At 62.3% G+C, this 20,955-nt stretch carries 20 protein-coding genes; 17 read left to right on the forward strand and 3 right to left on the reverse strand.

Features of this window, described 5'->3' with window-relative positions; genetic code table 11:
* Window positions 1–80: 80 nt before the first annotated feature.
* On the forward strand, window positions 81–719 hold the full coding sequence (locus LJE98_RS10735; protein WP_229575209.1) for a GNAT family N-acetyltransferase: 639 nt from the start codon (window positions 81–83) through the stop codon (window positions 717–719).
* A complete protein-coding gene (locus LJE98_RS10740) occupies window positions 716–1,303 on the forward strand; it encodes a GNAT family N-acetyltransferase (protein WP_229575210.1) in 588 nt (195 codons plus the stop codon). Before LJE98_RS10735 ends, LJE98_RS10740 begins: the two co-directional genes overlap by 4 nt.
* Window positions 1,304–1,336: 33 nt before the next feature.
* Here the strand turns inward: LJE98_RS10740 and LJE98_RS10745 are convergent, their stop codons facing one another.
* Window positions 1,337–2,200 carry an endonuclease/exonuclease/phosphatase family protein gene (locus LJE98_RS10745; RefSeq protein WP_229575211.1) on the reverse strand — a complete coding sequence of 288 codons (864 nt, stop codon included), beginning with the start codon at window positions 2,198–2,200 and terminating at the stop codon, window positions 1,337–1,339.
* An 86-nt stretch (window positions 2,201–2,286) separates the two neighbouring features.
* Between LJE98_RS10745 and obgE the strand changes: the two genes are divergently transcribed.
* The 10 genes from obgE to LJE98_RS10795 all read left to right on the forward strand — a co-directional run bounded on the left by obgE (window position 2,287) and on the right by LJE98_RS10795 (window position 12,275).
* Window positions 2,287–3,375, forward strand: a complete 1,089-nt coding sequence (obgE, locus tag LJE98_RS10750) for a GTPase ObgE (RefSeq protein ID WP_229575212.1) — start codon at window positions 2,287–2,289, stop codon at window positions 3,373–3,375.
* Complete coding sequence (proB, locus tag LJE98_RS10755) at window positions 3,375–4,550, forward strand: glutamate 5-kinase (protein WP_229575213.1); 1,176 nt, start codon at window positions 3,375–3,377, stop codon at window positions 4,548–4,550. Before obgE ends, proB begins: the two co-directional genes overlap by 1 nt.
* Window positions 4,543–5,826, forward strand: a complete 1,284-nt coding sequence (locus tag LJE98_RS10760; RefSeq protein ID WP_229575214.1) for a glutamate-5-semialdehyde dehydrogenase — start codon at window positions 4,543–4,545, stop codon at window positions 5,824–5,826. Before proB ends, LJE98_RS10760 begins: the two co-directional genes overlap by 8 nt.
* Entirely contained in the window at window positions 5,807–6,460 is a 654-nt protein-coding gene (locus LJE98_RS10765) for a nicotinate-nucleotide adenylyltransferase (protein ID WP_229575215.1), read from the forward strand. Before LJE98_RS10760 ends, LJE98_RS10765 begins: the two co-directional genes overlap by 20 nt.
* 177 nt (window positions 6,461–6,637) lie before the next feature.
* Window positions 6,638–6,997 carry a ribosome silencing factor gene (gene rsfS, locus LJE98_RS10770; RefSeq protein ID WP_229575216.1) on the forward strand — a complete coding sequence of 120 codons (360 nt, stop codon included), beginning with the start codon at window positions 6,638–6,640 and terminating at the stop codon, window positions 6,995–6,997.
* Window positions 6,998–7,100: 103 nt separating this feature from the next.
* Complete coding sequence (gene rlmH / locus LJE98_RS10775; protein ID WP_229575217.1) at window positions 7,101–7,583, forward strand: 23S rRNA (pseudouridine(1915)-N(3))-methyltransferase RlmH; 483 nt, start codon at window positions 7,101–7,103, stop codon at window positions 7,581–7,583.
* 158 nt (window positions 7,584–7,741) lie between these two features.
* Window positions 7,742–9,160 (forward strand): murein hydrolase activator EnvC family protein, encoded by a 1,419-nt coding sequence (locus tag LJE98_RS10780; protein WP_229575378.1) that lies wholly within the window; start codon window positions 7,742–7,744, stop codon window positions 9,158–9,160.
* Window positions 9,150–10,469, forward strand: coding sequence for a S41 family peptidase (locus tag LJE98_RS10785; RefSeq protein ID WP_229575218.1), 1,320 nt, complete (start codon window positions 9,150–9,152; stop codon window positions 10,467–10,469). Before LJE98_RS10780 ends, LJE98_RS10785 begins: the two co-directional genes overlap by 11 nt.
* A gap of 83 nt (window positions 10,470–10,552) precedes the next feature.
* A complete protein-coding gene (locus LJE98_RS10790; protein WP_229575219.1) occupies window positions 10,553–11,734 on the forward strand; it encodes a divergent polysaccharide deacetylase family protein in 1,182 nt (393 codons plus the stop codon).
* 7 nt (window positions 11,735–11,741) lie between these two features.
* The gene (locus LJE98_RS10795) at window positions 11,742–12,275 is read left to right on the forward strand and encodes an RNA pyrophosphohydrolase (protein ID WP_229575220.1); all 534 of its coding nucleotides are present in this window, start codon (window positions 11,742–11,744) and stop codon (window positions 12,273–12,275) included.
* An 18-nt stretch (window positions 12,276–12,293) separates the two neighbouring features.
* Here the strand turns inward: LJE98_RS10795 and LJE98_RS10800 are convergent, their stop codons facing one another.
* Window positions 12,294–12,692 carry a rhodanese-like domain-containing protein gene (locus tag LJE98_RS10800; protein WP_229575221.1) on the reverse strand — a complete coding sequence of 133 codons (399 nt, stop codon included), beginning with the start codon at window positions 12,690–12,692 and terminating at the stop codon, window positions 12,294–12,296.
* A gap of 96 nt (window positions 12,693–12,788) precedes the next feature.
* Here LJE98_RS10800 and ftrA point away from each other — a divergent pair, with 96 nt between their 5' ends.
* Complete coding sequence (gene ftrA / locus LJE98_RS10805; protein ID WP_229575222.1) at window positions 12,789–13,862, forward strand: transcriptional regulator FtrA; 1,074 nt, start codon at window positions 12,789–12,791, stop codon at window positions 13,860–13,862.
* 95 nt (window positions 13,863–13,957) lie between these two features.
* Here the strand turns inward: ftrA and LJE98_RS10810 are convergent, their stop codons facing one another.
* Window positions 13,958–14,401 (reverse strand): metallopeptidase family protein, encoded by a 444-nt coding sequence (locus LJE98_RS10810; protein ID WP_229575223.1) that lies wholly within the window; start codon window positions 14,399–14,401, stop codon window positions 13,958–13,960.
* A 159-nt stretch (window positions 14,402–14,560) separates the two neighbouring features.
* Between LJE98_RS10810 and LJE98_RS10815 the strand changes: the two genes are divergently transcribed.
* The 4 genes from LJE98_RS10815 to LJE98_RS10830 all read left to right on the forward strand — a co-directional run bounded on the left by LJE98_RS10815 (window position 14,561) and on the right by LJE98_RS10830 (window position 20,794).
* Window positions 14,561–15,487, forward strand: coding sequence for an ImuA family protein (locus tag LJE98_RS10815; RefSeq protein WP_229575224.1), 927 nt, complete (start codon window positions 14,561–14,563; stop codon window positions 15,485–15,487).
* Between the two features lie 40 nt (window positions 15,488–15,527).
* Window positions 15,528–16,955 (forward strand): Y-family DNA polymerase, encoded by a 1,428-nt coding sequence (locus LJE98_RS10820; RefSeq protein WP_229575379.1) that lies wholly within the window; start codon window positions 15,528–15,530, stop codon window positions 16,953–16,955.
* A 10-nt stretch (window positions 16,956–16,965) separates the two neighbouring features.
* Complete coding sequence (locus tag LJE98_RS10825) at window positions 16,966–20,352, forward strand: error-prone DNA polymerase (RefSeq protein ID WP_229575225.1); 3,387 nt, start codon at window positions 16,966–16,968, stop codon at window positions 20,350–20,352.
* Window positions 20,353–20,470: 118 nt separating this feature from the next.
* Complete coding sequence (locus LJE98_RS10830; protein ID WP_229575226.1) at window positions 20,471–20,794, forward strand: (2Fe-2S)-binding protein; 324 nt, start codon at window positions 20,471–20,473, stop codon at window positions 20,792–20,794.
* Window positions 20,795–20,955 lie beyond the last annotated feature (161 nt).

Below are 20,955 nucleotides of genomic sequence, written 5' to 3' on the forward strand. Positions count from 1 at the left end.
CGCATCAGGTTCAGTTCAGAAAAAAGGGGAGATGGGGCGCCATCTCCCCTTTTTTCTTGTCCAACGAAGGAGACTGAACCATGCAAAGTTTAATGTTGAGGGATGACCAATCACGGTCGCCCGAAGAACAGCCAAGGCCTGATCGGCCAAGGAGCGATTGCCCCGTCTTGTTGTCGCAAAGGCTCGTCCTGCGCGCACCCCACATCGAAGACATCGACGCCCTTGCCCATCTCGCCAACAACGCCGCGATTGCCACCATGGTGGCGCGCATGCCGCATCCCTACACGGCGAAAGACGCGGCCGACTTCGTGCGACGCACGAATATCGGCGAGATCGGCAAGTGCGTCTATGCCATCACGAAAGCGGACAATGGCGAGTTCCTCGGTTGCTGCGCGATGGAGCCCAATCCTGTTGACGATACAACACTGGAATTGGGGTATTGGCTGGGTGAACCCTACTGGAACAAGGGGTGTGCCACAGAAGCGGCCCATGCGCTGATCGACATGGTATTCCGCACCCGCGAATGGGTGGGCCGGATCGATGCGCGATGCCGGGTGACCAACATCGCCTCGCGGCGCGTCATCCAGAAGTCTGGCTTTCAGTTCCAGGGCACCGGCATGGTCGGCAACCTCGCCATGGGCGGCACCGTTCCCGTCGAGTGGTACCGGCTCGACCGCAAGACCTGGCTGTCGCTGAAGAGCTGGGGAGACATGCGATGAGCGCGATGCTGGCGGAAAGGCCGGCGTTCAAGCCGGCAATACCTGGCCCCTGCCCGGTCATCGAAACGGAGCGCCTCGTCTTGCGTCCCCATCGGATGCAGGATGCGGATGCGATCGCTGCATCGCTCAGCGATTTCAGCGTCGTCCGCATGTTGACGCGCGTGCCGGCCCCCTATGATCGGGAAGACGGTCGTGACTGGCTGAACATGGTGACGTCAGGGTTGAAGCCCGACTGGCATTTCGCCATCACGCTCGACGGCGTGCATGTTGGCGTTGCCTCCCTGGAGCTCCGGCACGGCCTCTGGCACATCGGTTACTGGCTGAACCGCTTCTACTGGGGCCGTGGCCTGATGACGGAAGCGGTCGAAGCAGCACTGGAGCGCTTCTTCCAGCGCATGCCGCAGGCCGACATCCTCGGTGGCGCCTTCGCCGACAATCCGGCATCGCTTCGCCTGCTGGAGGCGCGGGGCTTTCGGATATCAGGTGTCCGGGATGTCTTCTCCAGGGCACGCAATGCCATGTCACCTCTGGTGGAGTCACGGCTCTCGCAGGCAGACTTTGCAGCGCGCCGGCGCAAAGCATAGCCGACAATGCTCCGGGCGCTTGCCGCCCGGAGCTCAAGTTTCCGCGATTTCGACCCAGACTGGAAAATGGTCTGAGCCGTCGGCGGAATTATCCACCCGGCAGGCCTTCAAACGATGGACGAGGCCTCCACTGACGAAACAATAGTCCAGATGCATGCGACGCGATTGATCCTCGCTGATCCAGCTGTAGCCGTCCGACGGGCGGGACCTCAAATGCGCCTCGGCATCCGTCGGATAGCCGGCCCTCGGCGCGCGCCCGTAATAGGCGTCGTTGCGACCGACCATGGCGATGTATTCGGGGCTTTCCGGCTCCATGTTGAAATCACCCATGATGAGGAAGTCCGCAGGCACCGGCAGATCGGAGATCGCGAATTCGATGGCCCCGGTCAATGGGCCACCCTCGTCCACGTAATGGCAGGCACGGTCCTTGAGAAAGTCGATCTGCGCCAGCCGCTCGTCCGGAGAGACATGATCGAGGTGAACGGAATAGACACGCAAGGCACCGCCCGGCGCATCGATGACCGTCTCGAGCGCCCCGCGCTGCAGATTGAGTTTGTCGAAAGTTCGTTTGCGCGGCAGAAGCAGGTTGCGGCTGGCGCGGATCGGATAGCGCGACAGCACCATGTTGCCGAACTGAAAACGCCGCTCGCGGAGGCGACCGTCGACGATCTGGTGGTCCACCAGGACGTCGCAGGCCGGACCAAAGGCTGCGAAATAGTCGGGAAAGAGCGCGGACATGATCTCCACCAGATCGGCATAGTCATTCCGGCTATAGCCACGGGTGACCTCTTGCAGGGCGATCACGTCAGCGTCGCGCATGCTCTCGGCGATGCGCGCAGGGTCGAAACGCCCGTCCTGCCCGATGCCATACTGGATGTTGTAGCTCACGAACTTCACGATACTCTTTGACCTCCGCGCCAAGCGGCTATATCGATGGCCGCAATCTCCGCGCAGAACCTGACAGAAGAATTGACGGCAGCAAGATGAAATTTCTCGACGAAGCTAAGGTATATATTCGCTCTGGCGACGGTGGCGCCGGTGCTGTCTCGTTTCGGCGCGAAAAATTCATCGAGTTCGGCGGTCCTGATGGTGGCGACGGCGGTCGCGGCGGCGATGTATGGGTAGAGGCCGTCAACGGCCTCAACACGCTCATCGATTTCCGCTTCCAGCAGCATTTCAAGGCCAAGACCGGCACGCACGGCATGGGCCGCAACCGCACGGGCGCCAATGGCGAAGACGTGACGCTCAAGGTTCCTGTCGGCACGCAGATCTTCGAGGAAGACAACGAAACCCTGATCGTCGACATGACGGTCGAAGGCCAACGCTTCCGCATCGCCAAGGGCGGCAACGGTGGCTTCGGCAATGCGCATTTCAAGACAGCGACCAACCAGGCGCCGGACTGGGCCAATCCTGGCCTCGAAGGCGAGGACAAGACTGTCTGGCTGCGGCTGAAGCTGATCGCCGACGCTGGTCTCGTCGGCCTGCCCAATGCCGGCAAATCAACCTTCCTCGCCTCGGTCACCCGCGCCCGGCCGAAGATTGCCAACTACCCCTTCACCACCCTGCATCCGAACCTCGGCGTCGCGACCATTGACGAGCGCGAGTTCATTCTCGCCGACATCCCGGGCCTGATCGAAGGTGCGCATGAAGGCGTGGGCATTGGTGACCGCTTCCTCGGCCACGTCGAACGGACCCGTGTGCTCCTGCATCTGGTCTCCTCTCAGGAAGAAGAGGTCGGCAAGGCCTACAAGACCGTGCGCCACGAACTGGATGCCTATGGCGCAGGTCTGGAGGACAAGCCGGAGATCGTGGCCTTGTCGCAGATCGACGTGCTGGATGAAGTGGAGCTGAAGAAGAAGGCAGCGGAACTGAAAAAGGCCTGCGGCCAGACACCCCTCCTGCTTTCGGCCATCACCAACAAGGGCATGACGGATGCACTTCGCGCCCTGCGTGACGTCATTGTCGCCGCCCAGGGCAACCGGCCCCTGCCGGAAAAACGCGAAAAAAATCGTCGCAACCGCGATGACGACGGCAATCTCGAGGCAGGACTGGACGGAGAAGGCGACGACTGATGGGAACCCGGCTCCGCTCGCTCTCCCGCGTCAAGCGTGTCGTCATCAAGATCGGCTCCGCTCTGTTGGTCGATCGGGGCTCCGGCATTCGCAAGGACTGGCTCGATGCGATCAGTGACGACATCGCAGCCCTGAAGGCGCGCGGCACGGATGTGCTCGTAGTCTCCTCCGGCGCCATCGCGCTCGGCCGCACCGTGCTCGACATGCCCTCGGGCGCCCTTAAGCTGGAAGCGAGCCAGGCCTGTGCTGCGGTTGGCCAGATCGCGCTGGCCCGGCATTGGTCGGAGAGCCTCTCACGCCACCAGATCGTCGCCGGTCAGGTTCTGCTGACACTGGGCGATACGGAGGAGCGCCGTCGCTATCTGAACGCCCGTGCGACACTGAACCAGTTGCTCAAGATCGGCGCTGTGCCGATCATCAATGAGAACGATACGGTCGCGACCACCGAAATCCGCTACGGCGACAACGACCGGCTTGCCGCACGCGTCGCCACCATGGCCGGCGCCGACCTGCTCGTGCTGCTGTCGGACATTGACGGCCTCTACACCGCCCCGCCGCATCTCGATCCGAATGCCTTGTTCCTCGAAACGATCGAGGAGATAACGCCCGCAATCGAAGCCATGGCCGGTGGCGCCGCATCGGAACTGTCCCGCGGTGGCATGCGCACCAAGATCGACGCCGGCAAGATCGCGACAAGCGCCGGCTGCGCCATGATCATTGCGTCGGGCAAGACGAAGAATCCGCTCTCGGCGATCGAGAACGGCGCGCGCCACTCCTGGTTTGCGGCGTCCAAGTCCCCCGTCACCGCGCGGAAAACCTGGATTGCGGGTCAGCTGCAGCCTGCAGGCACCCTGCAGGTCGATATCGGCGCCGAGGGGGCGTTGCGTTCCGGCAAGAGCCTTCTGCCGGCTGGCGTGCGATCCGTGTCTGGCGCTTTCCACCGCGGCGACACCGTCTCGATCGTGACAACAGAGGGACGCGAGATCGCCCGCGGCCTCGCCGGCTACGACGCCGAGGAGGCCCGGCGAATTTGCGGCCGCAAATCGAACGAAATCGGGCAGATTCTCGGCTATGCCGGTCGCGCCGCGATGATTCACCGGGACGACCTCGTCATGACCGAACTCGGGCAGCGCGAAGCCAGTACCGAAGACCGGAAGGATGCAGCCCATGCTTGATACCGTGTCGAACCAGAATTCCGTCGAAGGCCTGATGCTCGGCATCGGCCGTCGCGCCCGCGCAGCTGCCCGACCACTGGCCATCGCTTCTGCCGAAGCCAAGAACACGGCGCTGTTGGCCATGGCCGACGCCCTTGTCGCAGCCGAAGCTGATATCCTCGCGGCGAATGCGCTCGACCTGAAGCATGCAGCAGAGGCCGGCCTTGCTGCCTCTTTCGTCGATCGCCTGACCCTCGATTCGACCCGCGTTGCGGCAATCGCGCAGTCGATGCGCGAAATCGCCGACCTTGCGGACCCCGTCGGCACCATCATCACCGAATGGGATCGCCCGAACGGCTTGCATATAGAGCGTGTCCGCACCCCGCTTGGCGTCATCGGCGTCATCTATGAGAGCCGGCCGAACGTCACCGCCGATGCCGGCGCTCTTTGCCTCAAGGCCGGCAATGCCGTCATCTTGCGCGGAGGCTCGGATTCCGCCCATTCCTCGCGCGCCATCCATGCCTGCCTGGTCAAGGGCCTTGTCGCCGCCGACCTTCCGGCCGATGCGATCCAGCTCGTGCCCACCACCGATCGTGCAGCCGTCGGCGCACTGCTCTCAGGCCTCGAAGGCTCCATCGACGTGATCGTCCCGCGCGGCGGCAAGAGCCTCGTTGCCCGCGTCCAGCAGGAAGCGCGTGTGCCGGTCTTCGCTCATCTCGAAGGCCTTTGCCATGTCTATGTCGACAGCTCCGCCGACCTCGACATGGCGAGGAAGATCATCGTCAATGCCAAGATGCGCCGCACGGGCATTTGCGGTTCCGCCGAAACCCTGCTCGTCGACAGCGCCGCAATCGCCACCCATTTGCAGCCGCTGATTGAAGCACTGACGGAAGCCGGTTGCGAAATCCGTGCCTCGGCCACGGTGCTCCGCATCATTCCGGGCCTGAAGCCTGCGACGGAAGAAGACTGGCGCACCGAATATCTCGACGCGATCATCTCCGTTGCCGTGGTCGATGGCATAGGTGGTGCGATCGATCATATCGCCCGCTATTCGTCGAACCACACGGAAGCGGTGGTCGCCGAAGATCCTGATGTCGTCGAGCGCTTCTTCAACGAAATCGATTCGGCCATCTTGCTGCACAACGCCTCGACCCAGTTTGCCGATGGTGGAGAATTCGGCATGGGCGCCGAGATCGGTATCGCCACCGGCAAGATGCATGCGCGAGGCCCTGTTGGCGTCGAACAGCTGACCTCCTTCAAGTATCGCGTCCGCGGCAATGGCCAGGTCCGTCCCTGACGTGGCGCAAGCGGAACTCGCCCATCGCCATACAGTAATGCCTCATGTCGAACGTGGCATGGTGGTCGGTCTCTTCGGTGGCTCCTTCAATCCGCCACATCCGGGACACCTGCTTGTGGCCGAGATCGCCCTGCGTCGCCTGGGTCTCGACCAGCTATGGTGGCTGGTGACCCCCGGCAACCCGCTGAAGAATCAGAAGGAGCTGGCCCCGCTTGCCGAACGCCTGGCCGCCTGCGAAGCGCTGGCTGGAGATCCACGGATCAAGGTGACGGCATTCGAGAAAACGCTCGGCACGAGCTATACGGCGAGAACTCTGGAATTCATTCGGTCCCGAAATCCGCATGTTCATTTCATCTGGATCATGGGCGCCGACAATCTGGCCGGTTTCCATCACTGGCAACGCTGGCAGAAGATCGCGACCACCCTGCCGATTGCCGTCATCGACCGTCCCGGCTCGACGCTTGCCTATCTCTCGTCGAAGATGGCGCGCACCTTCGATTTCGCGCGGATCGATGAGGAAGACGCCGGTGTGCTCTGGCAGAAGCGGGCGCCGGCCTGGACCTTCATCCATGGGCCCCGCTCGGCGCTGAGTTCGTCGGCAATTCGGGCAGCGGGCACCGTGCCGCGTCCATGACGGGATGAGGGCCACATTTCCGACCATGCCTTGAAAATTTAAAGGATCGATGCCACCTTTTAGCTGCGATCCGAGTTATGAGAATCGCAGACGTGCTGTTCTGTTTTGCCAAGGAAAGGACGAACTCTGACAACAGTACACACCAAGGGACGTGCCTCCCGCGCTATCCCGAAGAGCATGGAACGTGGCGCCGATGCTGCAGCCCGTGCACTTGAGCTGGTCCTCGCAAGCCTCGAGGACTCGAAGGCAGAAGACATCGTCTCCATCGACATTGCCGGAAAATCGGCGCTGGGCGACTACATGGTAGTCGTATCCGGACGCTCGAACCGTCATGTCTCGGCGATCAGCGAACACCTCATTTCCGACTTGAAGGACGAAGGCCTGGGTTCTGCCCGCGTCGAAGGTCTGGAGACCGGCGATTGGGTCCTGATCGACATGGGAGACATCATCGTGCATGTGTTCCGACCTGAAATTCGCGAGGTCTACAATCTCGAAAGGATGTGGGCCACTCCGGACATCGAGGACCGCCTGCACTGAAAACGGCCGGCCGTCCGTCGGACGGTCCCGAAGCCGGATTGACACGGCGGGGCACTTCCTGCCGATAGAGATGGTTTTGTGACCTGAAATTGGGACCGCCCGCATGAAGATTGGCATCTATGCCGTTGGCCGGCTGAAAGCCGGGCCGGAGAAGGAACTCGCGTCCCGCTATCTGGACCGCCTCGCCAAGGCCGGACCGCAATGCGGCCTCGAATTCACGCGCTCCGTGGAGCTGAATGAAAGCCGCGCCGGCAATACCGACACGAGAAAGCGCGAGGAAGCTGCAGAGCTTTTCCGCCAGATCCCCGACGGCGCGCTCATTGTGGTTCTCGACGAGCGCGGCAAGGCCTTCCACAGCGCCGAATTTGCGAAATTCGTCGGTGACGCTGCCGACAACGGCCAGCGCGACATGGCCTTCGTCATCGGCGGGGCCGACGGCATCGACCCGGAGCTACGCGATCGTGCCCGCCTCGTCCTCAATCTTGGCAAGCTGACCTGGCCGCATCAGCTCGTTCGTATCCTGATCGCCGAGCAACTCTACCGCGCCGTGACCATCCTGACGGGCCACCCCTACCACCGCGTTTGAACGCCTGGGGCCGATCGTCGAGGCGGTGCTTTGCCTAGAGCGCAAATCAGCGTATTTTCCCGCCGAACCGGATGAACCTCTTGCCCATCGCAGCAGCCGACACCACCCACGCCTCGAAAGCCCGCCAAAGGCGGGCCGTTCTGGCTGTGGCCTGTGTCATGGCCAGTCTCCTGGTGTCCACTGCTCCATATTCGACGCAAGCCCAGCAGGCAGAGACACCCGCAACGGGGCCCGCACCTGGCGCAGGCGAGACGAGCGAGACGCTGTCCACTCTCCCCTCAGCGACAGTCGATCGGATCGTGCCGCAGGAAACGGCTGATCCCGCGCTCGAATTGCGCGCCAAACGCGACCAGGTCAGCTCCGAATTGCGGGACATTGCCGCCAGCATGAAGCTGTCAGAGGAAAAAGCGACCGAGCTTCAGCAAAGCATCGAGGAGCTCGAGAAAACCTCGGAAAGCCTGAAGACGGCTTTGATCGAGTCCGCAAAGCGTCGCAAGGATATTGAAAAGCAGATCAGCGAAGGCGAAAGACGTCTCGCCGATATCGGCCTGCGCGAAGATGACATCAGAGCCTCCTTCCGGGAACGTCGGACCATGCTTGCCGAGGTCCTCGCAGCTCTCCAGCGCATGGGGCGCAATCCACCCCCGGCGCTGCTCGTCAGCCCCGAAGATGCACTTGGATCGGTTCGCACGGCGATCCTGCTGGGTGCGGTCGTGCCCGGCATCCGGCACGAGACCGACAAGCTGGCCGCCGATCTCGAAGAGTTGATCGCGCTCCGCGAAGCCGGAAAGAAGGAGATGGACGCCATGGTGGTCGCCATCGCCAATCGCCAGGAAGAAGAGCGACGAATGGATCTTCTGGTTGCGGAGAACGAACGCGTCGCTCGGACCAATTCGCTTCAGCTTCAGGCGGAACGCAAGCAATCAGAAGCACTTGCGGAGCGTGCCACGACGATGGAAGCACTGATCCGTTCGCTTGAAAACGAGATCACCTCTGTCCGCCAGGCCGCCGAACTTGCTCGGGCTGAAGAAGAGAGACGCAGCCAGATGAGCGAGGAACAGAGAGCCCGCGCTCTGGAGCTCGCCCAGTCTGGACTGCCCGATAAAAACCGTATTGCGCCAGCATATCCTTTCAATGATCTGAAGCAGAAACTGGAATTGCCGATTGCCGGCGAAACCCTGCGTCAGTTCGGTGACCCGGACGGGACAGGCCACCAGGCTCAGGGCATCGTCATTGCCTCACAGCCCGGCGCGCTCGTAACTGCGCCCGCGGATGCATGGGTGGTGTTTGCTGGAAATTTCCGGAGCTACGGCCAGATGATCATTCTGAACACGGGCGACGGCTATCACATGGTGCTGTCAGGCATGGACCGGATCAGCACCAGTCAAGGCAAGTTCGTGCTCTCCGGGGAGCCTCTGGCGACCATGGGTGAGAAAAGAGTGGCCAGCGCCACCGCTTTGGCGCTGGAAACCGATCGGCCAACACTTTACATTGAACTTCGGAAAGACGGTAAACCGGTTGATTCCCGCCCCTGGTGGGTCGGAGGCGATTCTGGAAAGGCACAGAATGATACGTAGGGTCTCTCTTCTCCTCGTCGGCGCACTGATGGGCGCAACTGCGATGAGCGTCATCTATTCCGCAGGCGTTCCGGCCCAAGCCGCTGGCAACTCCACCTATAGGGAACTCTCGATCTTCGGAGACGTCTTCGAGCGCATTCGTGCGCAATACGTCACGCCGCCGGACGAGAACAAGCTGGTCGAAAGTGCCATCAACGGCATGCTGACCTCGCTCGACCCGCACTCCGTCTACATGAATGCCAAGGATGCGGCGGACATGCAGACCCAGACGCGTGGCGAGTTCGGCGGCATCGGCATCGAAGTCACCATGGAAGAGGAACTCGTCAAGGTCATTACGCCGATCGACGATACGCCCGGCGCCAAGGCCGGCATCCTCGCCGGCGACTTCATCTCGGAAATCAACGGTGAATCCGTTCGCGGCCTCAAACTCGAGGAAGCCGTCGAGAAGATGCGTGGCGCAGTCAACACCCCGATCAAGCTGACCATCCTGCGCGAAGGTGCCGACAAGCCGCTCGACATCACCGTCACCCGCGAAATCATTCCGATCCGCGCCGTCAAGTCGCGCGTCGAGGGCGATGTCGGCTATCTCCGCGTCATCTCGTTCACCGAGAAGACCTATGACGACCTGGAAGCCGCGATCGAAAAGATCAAGAAGGAATTGCCGGGCGACAAGCTGAAAGGCTATGTCCTCGACCTGCGCCTCAATCCGGGCGGCCTTCTCGATCAGGCAATCTACGTTTCAGACGCCTTCCTGGAGCGTGGCGAAGTGGTGTCGACCCGCTCGCGCGATCCGCAGGACACCCGCCGCTTCAACGCGACGGCCGGTGACCTGACCGATGGCAAGCCTGTCATCGTGCTTGTCAACGGCGGCTCTGCCTCGGCGTCGGAAATCGTTGCCGGCGCCCTGCAGGACCTGAAGCGGGCAACGGTGCTCGGCACGCGCTCCTTCGGCAAGGGATCGGTTCAGACGATCATCCCGATGGGCGAAAAGGGTGCGCTGCGGCTCACCACGGCGCTCTACTACACGCCGTCTGGAAAATCGATCCAGGGGACCGGCATCGAACCCGACATCAAGGTGGATCAGCCGCTTCCGGAAGAACTTCAGGGCAAGGTTCGCACGGAAGGCGAATCCTCGCTGCCGGGCCACATCAAGGGGCAGGACGAAGGTGAGGAAGGTTCGGGCTCCGTTGCTTACGTGCCGCCGGAAGCCAAGGACGATGTCCAGCTCAACTACGCGCTCGATCTGCTGCGCGGTGTAAAGAACGATCCGGCCTTCCCGGCCGATCCGCAGAAGGCGTCGCTTCAGTAAAGACCTCAATCGGCCGCCCGCGTATCCAGGATACGCGGGCGGCCTCTTCGTATCCGGGCCGCCGGCATCACTGGAAGTTTCGCATGGACCTTCATGCACCGCTCGGTCAGGGGCGAAAGGACAAGAGCCGAGGCAAGGCGCGCCTCCGCGTGTCTACCGTGTCGTCCGCGTTTGCCGTTCTCGCCCTGTTCGGCCTGTCTGCCTGGACAGCCCTGTCGCCCGTAGCACTGCGCAACGAACCACCGATCGGCCTGACGCCCACACCCCCGCAAGCAAGTGAAATCGCCGAAAGCGAGGCTGACCGCAATCCGAAGGATGGACCTGCCGGCATTGCGACAAGCGGTCCGAACGACGGTGCCGTCATCCGCCGCACGACGACGGCCGATGGCAATGTGGTGACCACGTTCAGCCCCAATGCCCGCAAGGGCCCTGTTGTCATCGGCTCGAGCCCCACCCAGGATCCGCGTCTGGCCGACCAGCCCAACGAGGAACTGATCGAAATGACGGACGCGGGTGGACTTCCCACCGTCTCCGCTTCCGGTCTTCGTCCCGTCGACTTCTACGCCCGTCCATGGTCAGGCGCACGTGGCACCCGCATTGCAATCGTCATCGGCGGCATCGGCCTCAGCCAGACAGGCAGCCAGAAAGCCATTCGCGACCTGCCGGAGGACATCACGCTCGCTTTCGCCGCGACCGGCAACAGCTTGCAGCGCTGGATGCAGGAAGCGCGCCGCAAGGGACACGAAATCGTCCTGCAGGTGCCGATGGAACCGTTCGATTATCCCGCCATGGATCCGGGACGCGGCACTCTGCTCGCCGAAAAGGCGGCGGCCAGCAATCTCGCCAACCTCCATCAGGCCATGGCGCAGATCACCAATTACACAGGCATCATGAACTACATGGGCGCCCGGTTCCTGGCCGATGACAAGGCCATGGACCCTGTCATGCGCGATATTGGCGAACGTGGACTGATGTTCCTCGACGACGGCTCCACGGCACGCTCCCTGTCCGGCGATTTCGCCAAGGCAATTGGCATCCCACATGCCTATGCCGACGTCATGATCGACGCGCAGGTCGATCGCCAGGCGATCCTGGCCAAGCTCGACGAGCTGGAACGCATTGCCCGGCGCAACGGCCAGGCCGTCGGGGTCGGCGCCGCCTTTGACGAGACGATTGCAGCTGTCAGCGAATGGCGGGACGAAGCCGTTGCCCGCGGCATAGAATTTGTCGGCGTTTCGGCATTGGCCAATGAAAACAGACCCTGAGGACCGCATGACCGACCCCGTATCGACGAAGCCCATGGTTAAGGCCGAGGATCTGCCCTATCGCCCCTGTGTCGGGATCATGGTGCTGAACCGGGAGGGCCTGGTCTGGTCCGGCCGGCGCATTCCGCAAGGCAATTCCGAATATGACGGATCACCGCAACTCTGGCAGATGCCCCAGGGCGGCATCGATCCCGGCGAAGATGCGCTGCCCGCCGCCATGCGCGAACTCTACGAGGAAACCGGCATGAAGACCGTTTCGCTTCTGGCCGAGGCGAGCCGCTGGATCAATTACGACCTGCCTGCAGAACTGATCGGCATCGGCCTGAAGGGCAAGTTCCGCGGCCAGACCCAGCGCTGGTTCGCCTTCCGCTTTGAAGGCGATGAAAGCGAAATCGCCATCAATCCGCCGCCTGGCGGCCATGAGGCGGAATTCGATGCCTGGGACTGGAAGCCGATCCAGGATCTGCCGGATTTAATCGTGCCCTTCAAGCGCCGCGTCTACGAAGAGGTCGTTGCGGAGTTCGCTCACCTGGCAGGGTAAACGAAGCTTCCGGTCCGCTCACGCCCCGCTCGCGAACTCGAAGCCTTCATCCGCCCAGCCGGTCATGCCGCCGATCATCACCTTGACCCTGCGCCCCAACCGCGCAAGCCGAAGCGCCGCCCGATCGGTGCCGTTGCAATGCGGTCCGGCGCAATAGACGACGAACAGCGTGTCCTCTGGCCACTCCGCCATTTTCCGCTCGGTCATCTTGCCATGCGGCAGGTTGATTGCGGCAGGCACATGGGACTTTTCGAATAGCTTCGGCCCTCGCACGTCGAGCAGCACGAAGTCGGGATCACCCCGGCTGAGGGATTCGTGCACATCCCAGCAATCGGTTTCGAAGGAAAGCCTTGCAGCATAGTGCGCAGCAACGAGGGCAGGTTCGGCAGCGGGGATTTCACTCACAAGGCTCGACATGGCAGCATCCTTTCATTCGAACGATGAAAGAACGTTGCATTTTTGCCAGCTTTGATGAAACTGGCTTGAATGACAACATGCGTAAAGATCACGCCAATGGCGCAACATCATCGCGGTAACGACGCAGACGGGTACGGAACTGACGGGTCGATCGATGCGCCTCTGTCCGAAGACCCACGGCAGACTTCGCCTTTCGCCATCTCGCCGCTCATCGGCCCACGCGTCGTGACGCTGGCCTATGATGGCCTCTGCACCTTCGAATTCGGCGTCGCCGCGGAAGTCTTCGGTCTCGCACGACCCGAAATGGGGGAAGGCTGGTATCGTCATGCGACGGCAGCCATCGAAGCCGGACCTTTGCGCGCAGCCGGCGGACTGACCGTGATGGCAACCGGCGGGTTGGCGCTCCTCGAAGAAGCGGATCTGATCGTCGTGCCCGGCTGGCGTGGGATCGACGAGCCTGTCCCGAAGACGCTGCTTCAGGCCTTGCGCGCCGCGTATAGCCGAGGCGCCCGGCTGATGTCACTTTGCTCCGGTGTTGCAGTGCTTGCCGCCACCGGACTGCTCGACGGTCGCCGTGCCACCACGCATTGGCGCTATGCCGATGCGATTGCGGCACGCCATCCCGAAATCCGCCTCGATCCGGATGTGCTCTATGTCGATGAGGGTGAGATCCTGACCGCCGCCGGAAGCGCGGCCGGCATTGATCTCTGCCTGCATGTCGTCCGCCGCGATTTTGGCGCAGAGGCGGCCAACAGCGTCGCCCGGCGCCTCGTGGTTCCCCCTCATCGGGAAGGCGGCCAGGCACAATTCATCGTCAGGCCGGTGCCGCAGGAGCGCGAGGGTCAACGGCTCAGCCCCCTGATCGACTGGATCGACGCCAATCTGCAGCGTGAGGTGACGCTCGCCGAAATGGCTGCACGGGCCGGCATGAGTACACGGACATTCCAGCGCCGGTTCCGTGACGCGACCGGCACGAGCCCGGGGGAGTTTCTGCTTGCCCGCAGGCTGCGCCACGCCTGCGATCTTCTGGAACGGCAGGCAAGGCTGTCGCTCGATGACATTGCAGTCGCCGCGGGCTTCGGCACGCCGGCGACGCTGCGTCACCATTTTCGCACCCGCCTCTCCACAAGCCCTGCAGCTTATCGAGCCCGTTTTGCACAGGGATCCTGAGATGGCTTCGCTGGCGCACAGGGAAATATCAGCCGCAAAGAAATGGAGCCTGTAGTGGCGGCGATCCACAAACATCCCGGAATCGCGGCGCGATTTCACCGTTCGGCGGATGCAGCCTCTTCGGCGCTTTCCTCGATCCGCTCCATATCATCGTCGGACAGGCCGAAATGATGGCCGATTTCGTGGATCAGCACATGAGTGATGATGTCACCCAGCGTCTCCTCGTTCTCGGCCCAATAGTCGAGGATCGGCCGGCGATAGAGCGTGATCCGGTTCGGCATCGTGCCCGTTTCCATGGAAAATCGCTCGGACAGACCCTGACCCTCGAAGAGGCCCAGAAGGTCGAAAGGCGTTTCGAGCGCCATGTCTTCGAACACTTCATCCGTCGGAAAGTCGGTGATCTCGATGATGAGATCCTTGCTCAGGTCGCGGAATTCTTGCGGCAGGTGGCCATAGGCCTCAATCGCCAGCGACTCGAACGTGCTGATCGTCGGGGCGTGCCGTTCATGCCAATCCTCGCTCTGGTCTATGCGGGCCATGAATACTCCTTACTGACCGCAGATATAGGATGTTTGCAGCGGCATTTCGAGAGTGAATTCAACAGAGGAATAAATTCTCATTTGAATCGGGTTGACTCTCGCGCAAAGCTCTGGAATCCATAGGAACAAATAGAGAACAATTCATCAGGAGAGATCGTCATGGGCGAGGGCCCTCAGGCGCGGGAGACGCTTTTTGCCTTGCGAGAGGCAATTGCCCGGATCGAGGGAAAGCCGGACCATGCCGCACGCCTGACAGCCGGCCTACACCCGGAGGCAGGTGAAGCGACACCAGAGGAGAGGCTGGAGAGACAGGGGCTCTTTGATGGCATGATGGACGAAATCCTTGCCCCGGGTACTTTGGTCGAACTCAGGGGTCTCCGGTTACAGCAGGCAGGCTCTGTGGCCGGCTTCGGCCTGGCCCTTGCCCTCATGGCTGCGGAAAAGAACGCGAAGGCAAGGCAGCGCCTGCTCTTGGTCGCCGACCCCCATGTCGTGCGCGAAGCCGGCCTTGCCTATGCACCCGGCCTCCACGACTTCGGCATGTCAACTGCCGGACTGGTTCATGCCCTGCCGCGCCGCATCGAGGATGCGTTGTGGCTCGCCGAGGCAGCCCTCACCTCGCGCGCCTTTTCCACCGTGCTTCTCGAAGTGCACGGCAATCCAAAGAAATTCGGCCTCACCGAGAGCCGGCGCCTGAGTCTCAAGGCGCGTGCTACCGGTGGAAGGCTTCTGATCCTCCGCCAGGCCGGCGAGGAAGAGGCTTCCAGCGCTTTTCTTCGCCTGTCTGTCGAACCCGCGCCGGCGGCGGCGCGCCATCTCGCCGACGGATCCCTGCTAAGCGGCAGCATCGGGTCTCCCGTCTTTCGCATCACCCCTGAGAAATCCCGCATCCCGGGCTCACCCGAACTCATTCTGGAGTGGAATTCCGATGACCGCCGCCTTCACCTTTTCGAACAGTTCCAACCATCCGGCCTCGGATCGCCGCATTCTGTCGCTCTTTTTCCCAAAGCTTCCGACCGACCGCATCGCCAGGCGGCGCTGGGGTCTCTCCTGGCGTTTGCTCCACGCCTCGACCGCGCATCCTGAACGTCCCCCGCTGGCCTGTGCCGGCCGGATCGCCAATGCCATGCGCATCACGGCACTGGATGAAACGGCGGAAAGCTTTGGCCTTCGGACCGGCCAGGGACTGGCGGAAGCCCGTGCCATTTGTCCGAGCCTCGATGTGGTGGAGGCGGATCCTGCCGCAGACCGCGCACTGCTCGGCGCCGTCGCCGACTGGTGCGACCGTTATACACCGCTGGTGGCGCTGGACGGCGACGACGGCCTGATGCTTGATATCACCGGCTGCGCGCATCTCTTCGGCGGCGAAGAAAGGCTGGTCGAGGATGTAGATCGCCGCCTGACCGCCTTCGGCCTTGCCGTCCGCATCTCGGTTGGTCCGACGCCGGGTCTGGCCCGTGCCTGCAGCCGCTTTGGCGGCCCGAGGCATATTGCAGCCTCAGAGTCCTCGGCAGCGCTCGCCCCCCTGCCGACCGTCGCTCTGCGGCTCCAATCCCAAACAGTGATGGATCTCGCCCGTGTCGGCCTGAAGACGGTTGGCGACCTTCTCGCGGCTCCGCGACCGCCGATCACCCGCCGTTTCGGGCGGGAACCGATGCTCCGCCTCGACCAGGCCCTTGGACGCGAGGGTGAGCCGATCTCACCCAGGCGCCATCTGCCGCTGCTGTCGGCCGAACGACGGCTCGCGGAACCGATCATGACAGAGGATCAGGTAATCGATCTCGCCGGTCGCCTCGCTGCGGGCCTGAAGACCTCGCTGGAGGCCCGTGGCGAAGGGGGCCGGCTGTTTGAGCTTCTCGTCTTCCGGGTCGACGGCCGGGTCTTCCGCATCGAGGTCGGCGCCTCGGCTCCCTTGCGCGACATCGCGCGCATCAAGGCACTGTTCGAGGAGCGACTTTCTGTCCTGCACGACGATCTCGAGGCTGGTTTCGGCTTCGAACTCGTCCGCCTCAATGTTCTCCTGAGCGAGACTTACGACACAAGCCAGGCCGAACTTGCCAGCGAGGAGGACAATCGCGAAGACCTCACGCGGTTCCTCGATCAGGTTTCGGCCCGTTTGGGTGAACGCGCACTCCGTCTGCCCGTGCCGCTTGCCAGCCATTGGCCGGAGAGAGCGTCGATCCATGCACCGACCACCGATGCGCTGAAGGAACTCGACCGTCCGCCAGCGCGAACAGAAGTGGTCGCGAGACCGGTTCGAGGCCTGCGCCCCTTGCGCCTGCTCGATCGTCCCGAACAGGTCGAGGTGATGTCCGCCGTTCCGGACGGCCCGCCGGCGAGCTTTCGCTGGCGCCGTGTCCAGCGGCGCATCCTGCGGGCGGAGGGGCCGGAACGCCTTGCCCCGGAATGGTGGGTCGATGGCGAGGACGCCCCGCCCCGGGATTATTTCCGCATCGAGGATACCGACGGCCAGCGCTTCTGGCTTTATCGCCAGGGCCTTTACGAGCGGCGGGCCGTGACCCCGACCTGGTTCCTCCAGGGCTTCTTTGCGTGAGGCACGCGCCATGACCACGAGCCCCTTTTACGAGATCGGACTGCGCAGCAACTTCTCCTTTCTGGACGGCGCCTCCCATGCCGAGGAACTGGTGCAGCAGGCGCTTCTCATCGGCCTCTCGGGTCTCGGCCTCGCCGACCGAAACACGGTTGCCGGTGTCGTGCGTCTACATGCCTCGGCCAAGCTGAACGGTCTCGAGTTCCGACCCGGTGCCCGCCTGATCTTTGACGACGAAACGCCCGAGCTTCTCGCCTATCCGATGAACCGCAAGGGATGGGGCAATCTCTGCCGCATGCTGAGCGAGGGCAATCTGCGGTCGAAAAAGGGCATCTGCACGCTTTGGGAGAAGGATCTTCTCGACTGGTCGGAACATCTTCTTTTCGTCGCCATGCCTCCCTCACTGCCCAAGGCTGCCGATGTCGAGAGGTTCGAGATCCGTCTTGCCCATATTCGACCCTGGCTTGGGGATCGGCTCCACCTCGCCCTTGTTCCTCGCTATGACGGCTTCGACCAGAAGACCTTCGGCGAACTCGACGGGATAGCGAGAAGACTCGATCTTCCCCTGATCGCGACAAATGATGCCCTTTATCATGCGCCGGAACGCAAACCCGTGGCCGATGTTGTCGTCGCGATCAAAGAGCATGTGACCATCGCCGAAGCCGGCTTGCGCCTGCATGCCCATGCCGAACGGCACCTGAAGAGCCCCGCCGAAATGGCCCGTCTTCTGAGCGCCTGGCCCGTGGCACTCGACAACAACATCCGTTTCTTTAGTCGGCTTAGGTTCTCTCTCGATGAACTGTCGCACCAGTATCCCGACGAAATCTTCGATGGCGAATCCCCGGCTCTGGCCCTGCGCCGGCTGACCTATGAAGGCGCGCGAAAACGTTATCCGGACGAAATTCCGAGGAAAGTCCTTGGCCTGCTCGACTACGAACTGAAGCTGATCGCGGAGAAGCGTTACGAGCCCTATTTTCTCACCGTCTACCGGATCGTCTGCCATGCGCGCGAAGAGGGTATCCTGTGCCAGGGCCGCGGATCGGCGGCCAATTCCGCCGTCTGTTTCTGCCTCGGCATCACAGAGGTGGACCCGCAAAAGACGACCCTGCTCTTCGATCGCTTCATTTCCACCGAACGCGACGAACCGCCCGATATCGACGTCGATTTCGAGCATGCGAAGCGCGAGGAGGTGATCCGGTTCATCTACGAGACTTACGGCCGGGAGCATGCGGCACTGACCGCTGCTGTCATCAGCTACCGCGCCCGTTCCGCCGGTCGCGAGGTCGCCAAGGCCTTCGGCCTGTCGGATGATGTTCAGTCCGCACTCGCCGGTTCGATCTGGGGCTGGTGGACCAGCGATTTCACCGAAGACCAGGCCAAGGCCGCCGGGCTCGACCTCAAGGATCCGACCACACGGAACGTCCTCGCCTATGCGCAGGCCTTGCAGAATTTTCCCCGCCATCTCTCCCAGCATGTCGGCGGCTTCGTCATCACCCGGGACCGCCTGGACGAAGTGGTTCCGATCATGAACACGGCGGACGGCCGCTATATGGTCGAATGGGACAAGGACGACCTCGATACGCTGAAGATCCTCAAGATCGACGTGCTGGCACTCGGCATGCTCACCTGCCTCGCCAAGGCCTTCAAGCTGCTGTCCATCCATCACGACCGCCACGAGACCCTCGCCTCGGTCAATGAAGATCAGCGCACAGAAGTCTACGACATGATCTGTCGCGCCGACACCCTCGGTGTCTTCCAGATAGAAAGCCGGGCGCAAATGAGCATGCTGCCGCGGCTGAAACCACGTGTTTTCTACGATCTTGTCATTGAGGTCGCCATCGTCCGCCCCGGCCCGATTCAGGGCAATATGGTCCATCCCTATCTCAAACGCCGCGCAGACAAGCTCGCGGGCCGCCCGATCGACTATCCAAGCCCCGAACTCCGGCAAGTGCTCGAGCGCACGCTGGGCGTGCCCCTCTTCCAGGAACAGGCCATGCAGATCGCCATCACTGCCGCCGGTTTCACACCCGCCGAAGCCGACAGGCTGCGCCGCGCCATGGCCACCTTCCGCCGCACCGGCCAGGTCTCCAGCTTCCAGAAGCGTATGGTCGAAGGCATGGTCGAGCGCGGTTACGACCCTGAATTCGCAGCTCGCTGCTTCAGCCAGATCGAGGGTTTCGGCGAATACGGCTTTCCCGAAAGCCATGCGGCCTCTTTTGCCCTGCTCGTCTATGTCTCCTGTTGGTTCAAGGCCTTCTATCCGGACATCTTCTGCGCCGCGATCCTGAATTCCCAGCCGATGGGCTTCTATGCGCCGGGTCAGTTGGTGCGCGATGCCCGCGAACACGGCGTTGAGATGAGGCCCGTCGACGTCAATCATTCCGTCTGGGATTGTACGCTGGAAGGCGATGAGCAAGGGCAGTCGGCCTTTGACCCCGCCCGCATCGCATCCCGTCACCGTTCCATGACCGGCGTGATCAAGAGCCGCCACGCCGTTCGTCTCGGCTTTCGGCAGATCAAGGGAATTTCCGAAAGCGAGATGGCACGGCTCGTCGAGAGGCGCGTTGCGGGTTATGATTCCATCCGTGATCTCTGGCTGCGCACGCGCCTGCCCCGCACGGTGATCGAGAAACTCGCCGATGCCGACTGTTTTTCCTCTCTCGGTCTCAACCGTCGCGATGCCCTCTGGGCCGCCCAGGCGCTTGATGCGGGAGCGGCCGTCGAAGATCTGCCGCTCTTCCTGGCGCTTCCGGGCCAGGATCTGCAGCAAGAAGTCGAGGTCGACCTGCCCCGCATGCTGCCGGGCGAAGAAGTGCTCAGTGATTATCGTACACTATCCTTTTCGCTCAAGGCTCACCCCTTGTCCTTCCTGCGCGAAGCCATGCATCGGGCCGGCCTCAAATCGGCGGCCGATCTCGAAACCCTGGCCCATGGCGCAAAGGTCGAGATCGCCGGACTTGTCCTGGTGCGTCAGCGCCCGGGATCGGCCAAGGGTGTGATCTTCATGACCCTGGAGGACGAAACAGGCACGATGAACGCCATCGTCTGGCCCAAAACCTTCGAGCGTTATCGACCGGTGGTCATGGGCGCGAGGCTGGTTGCCCTGCGCGGCCGACTGCAAAAGGCACATGGGGTCATCCATGTCGTGGCCGACCATCTCGTCGATGCCAGCGCTCGTCTTGGCCTGCTGCTCGAAGACCTCAAGACCTTCGATACGCTTGCCCATGCTGACGAGGTCCGCCGGCCGGGCATCGACCCGCGTCAGGCAAGACACGAGAAACAGGCCCTGAACCAACCGATAAAGCAACCTCCTGCACTGCCAGCCGCCGCACCGCCCCCAGGACATCCAAGACGCAGCGCCATGGCCGAGTTGATGCCCAAGGGCCGTAACTTCCACTGAAACCCACTCTGGGGCCCGACGGATCGCCCAGCCCTTTGCCTGCGAATTTTCTTGACAAAGCCCATCTTGTTTAAGAGAAAGGCGAGAGTAAGTGTCATGTTTGACGAGTGACCCGACCATGCTGGTCTGCAGCTGCAATTACATCACCGACAAGGACATACAGGCCGTCATCACCGAGATGCTCGATGATGATTGTTGGCAGCTGATCGTTCCTGGCAAGGTCTACCACGCCATGAGCAAGCGTGGCCGTTGTTGTGGATGTTTCCCAAATGTCGTCGATATCATCATTCGCACGACTGCAGAGTATCACGCCGCCCGCAAGACCGAAGAAACCAAGGTCGTCAACTTCATGGAGCGGCTCAAGCAGTTCCATGAAGAGCAGAAGGCGGCATTGGCAGAGCGCCGCCAGGCCATGGCAGCTGCGCGCCGGGCTGCCGGCTGATCTCCAGATCTTTCATCGCACAGGGCAGGATTTACCTGCCCTTTTTCATGGAAACCGAAGACCGGGGGCCTGTGCCACGGTTCCATTCAGCACCGTCGGACCCTCACCCGAAAATTAGAATGCTTCTAAAGCGGCTCGACACGGGAAGACAGCGGCGCTAG

Origin of the sequence: Rhizobium sp. 'Codium 1', from assembly GCF_020889605.1 — a bacterium.
Lineage (GTDB): Bacteria > Pseudomonadota > Alphaproteobacteria > Rhizobiales > Rhizobiaceae > Allorhizobium > Allorhizobium algae.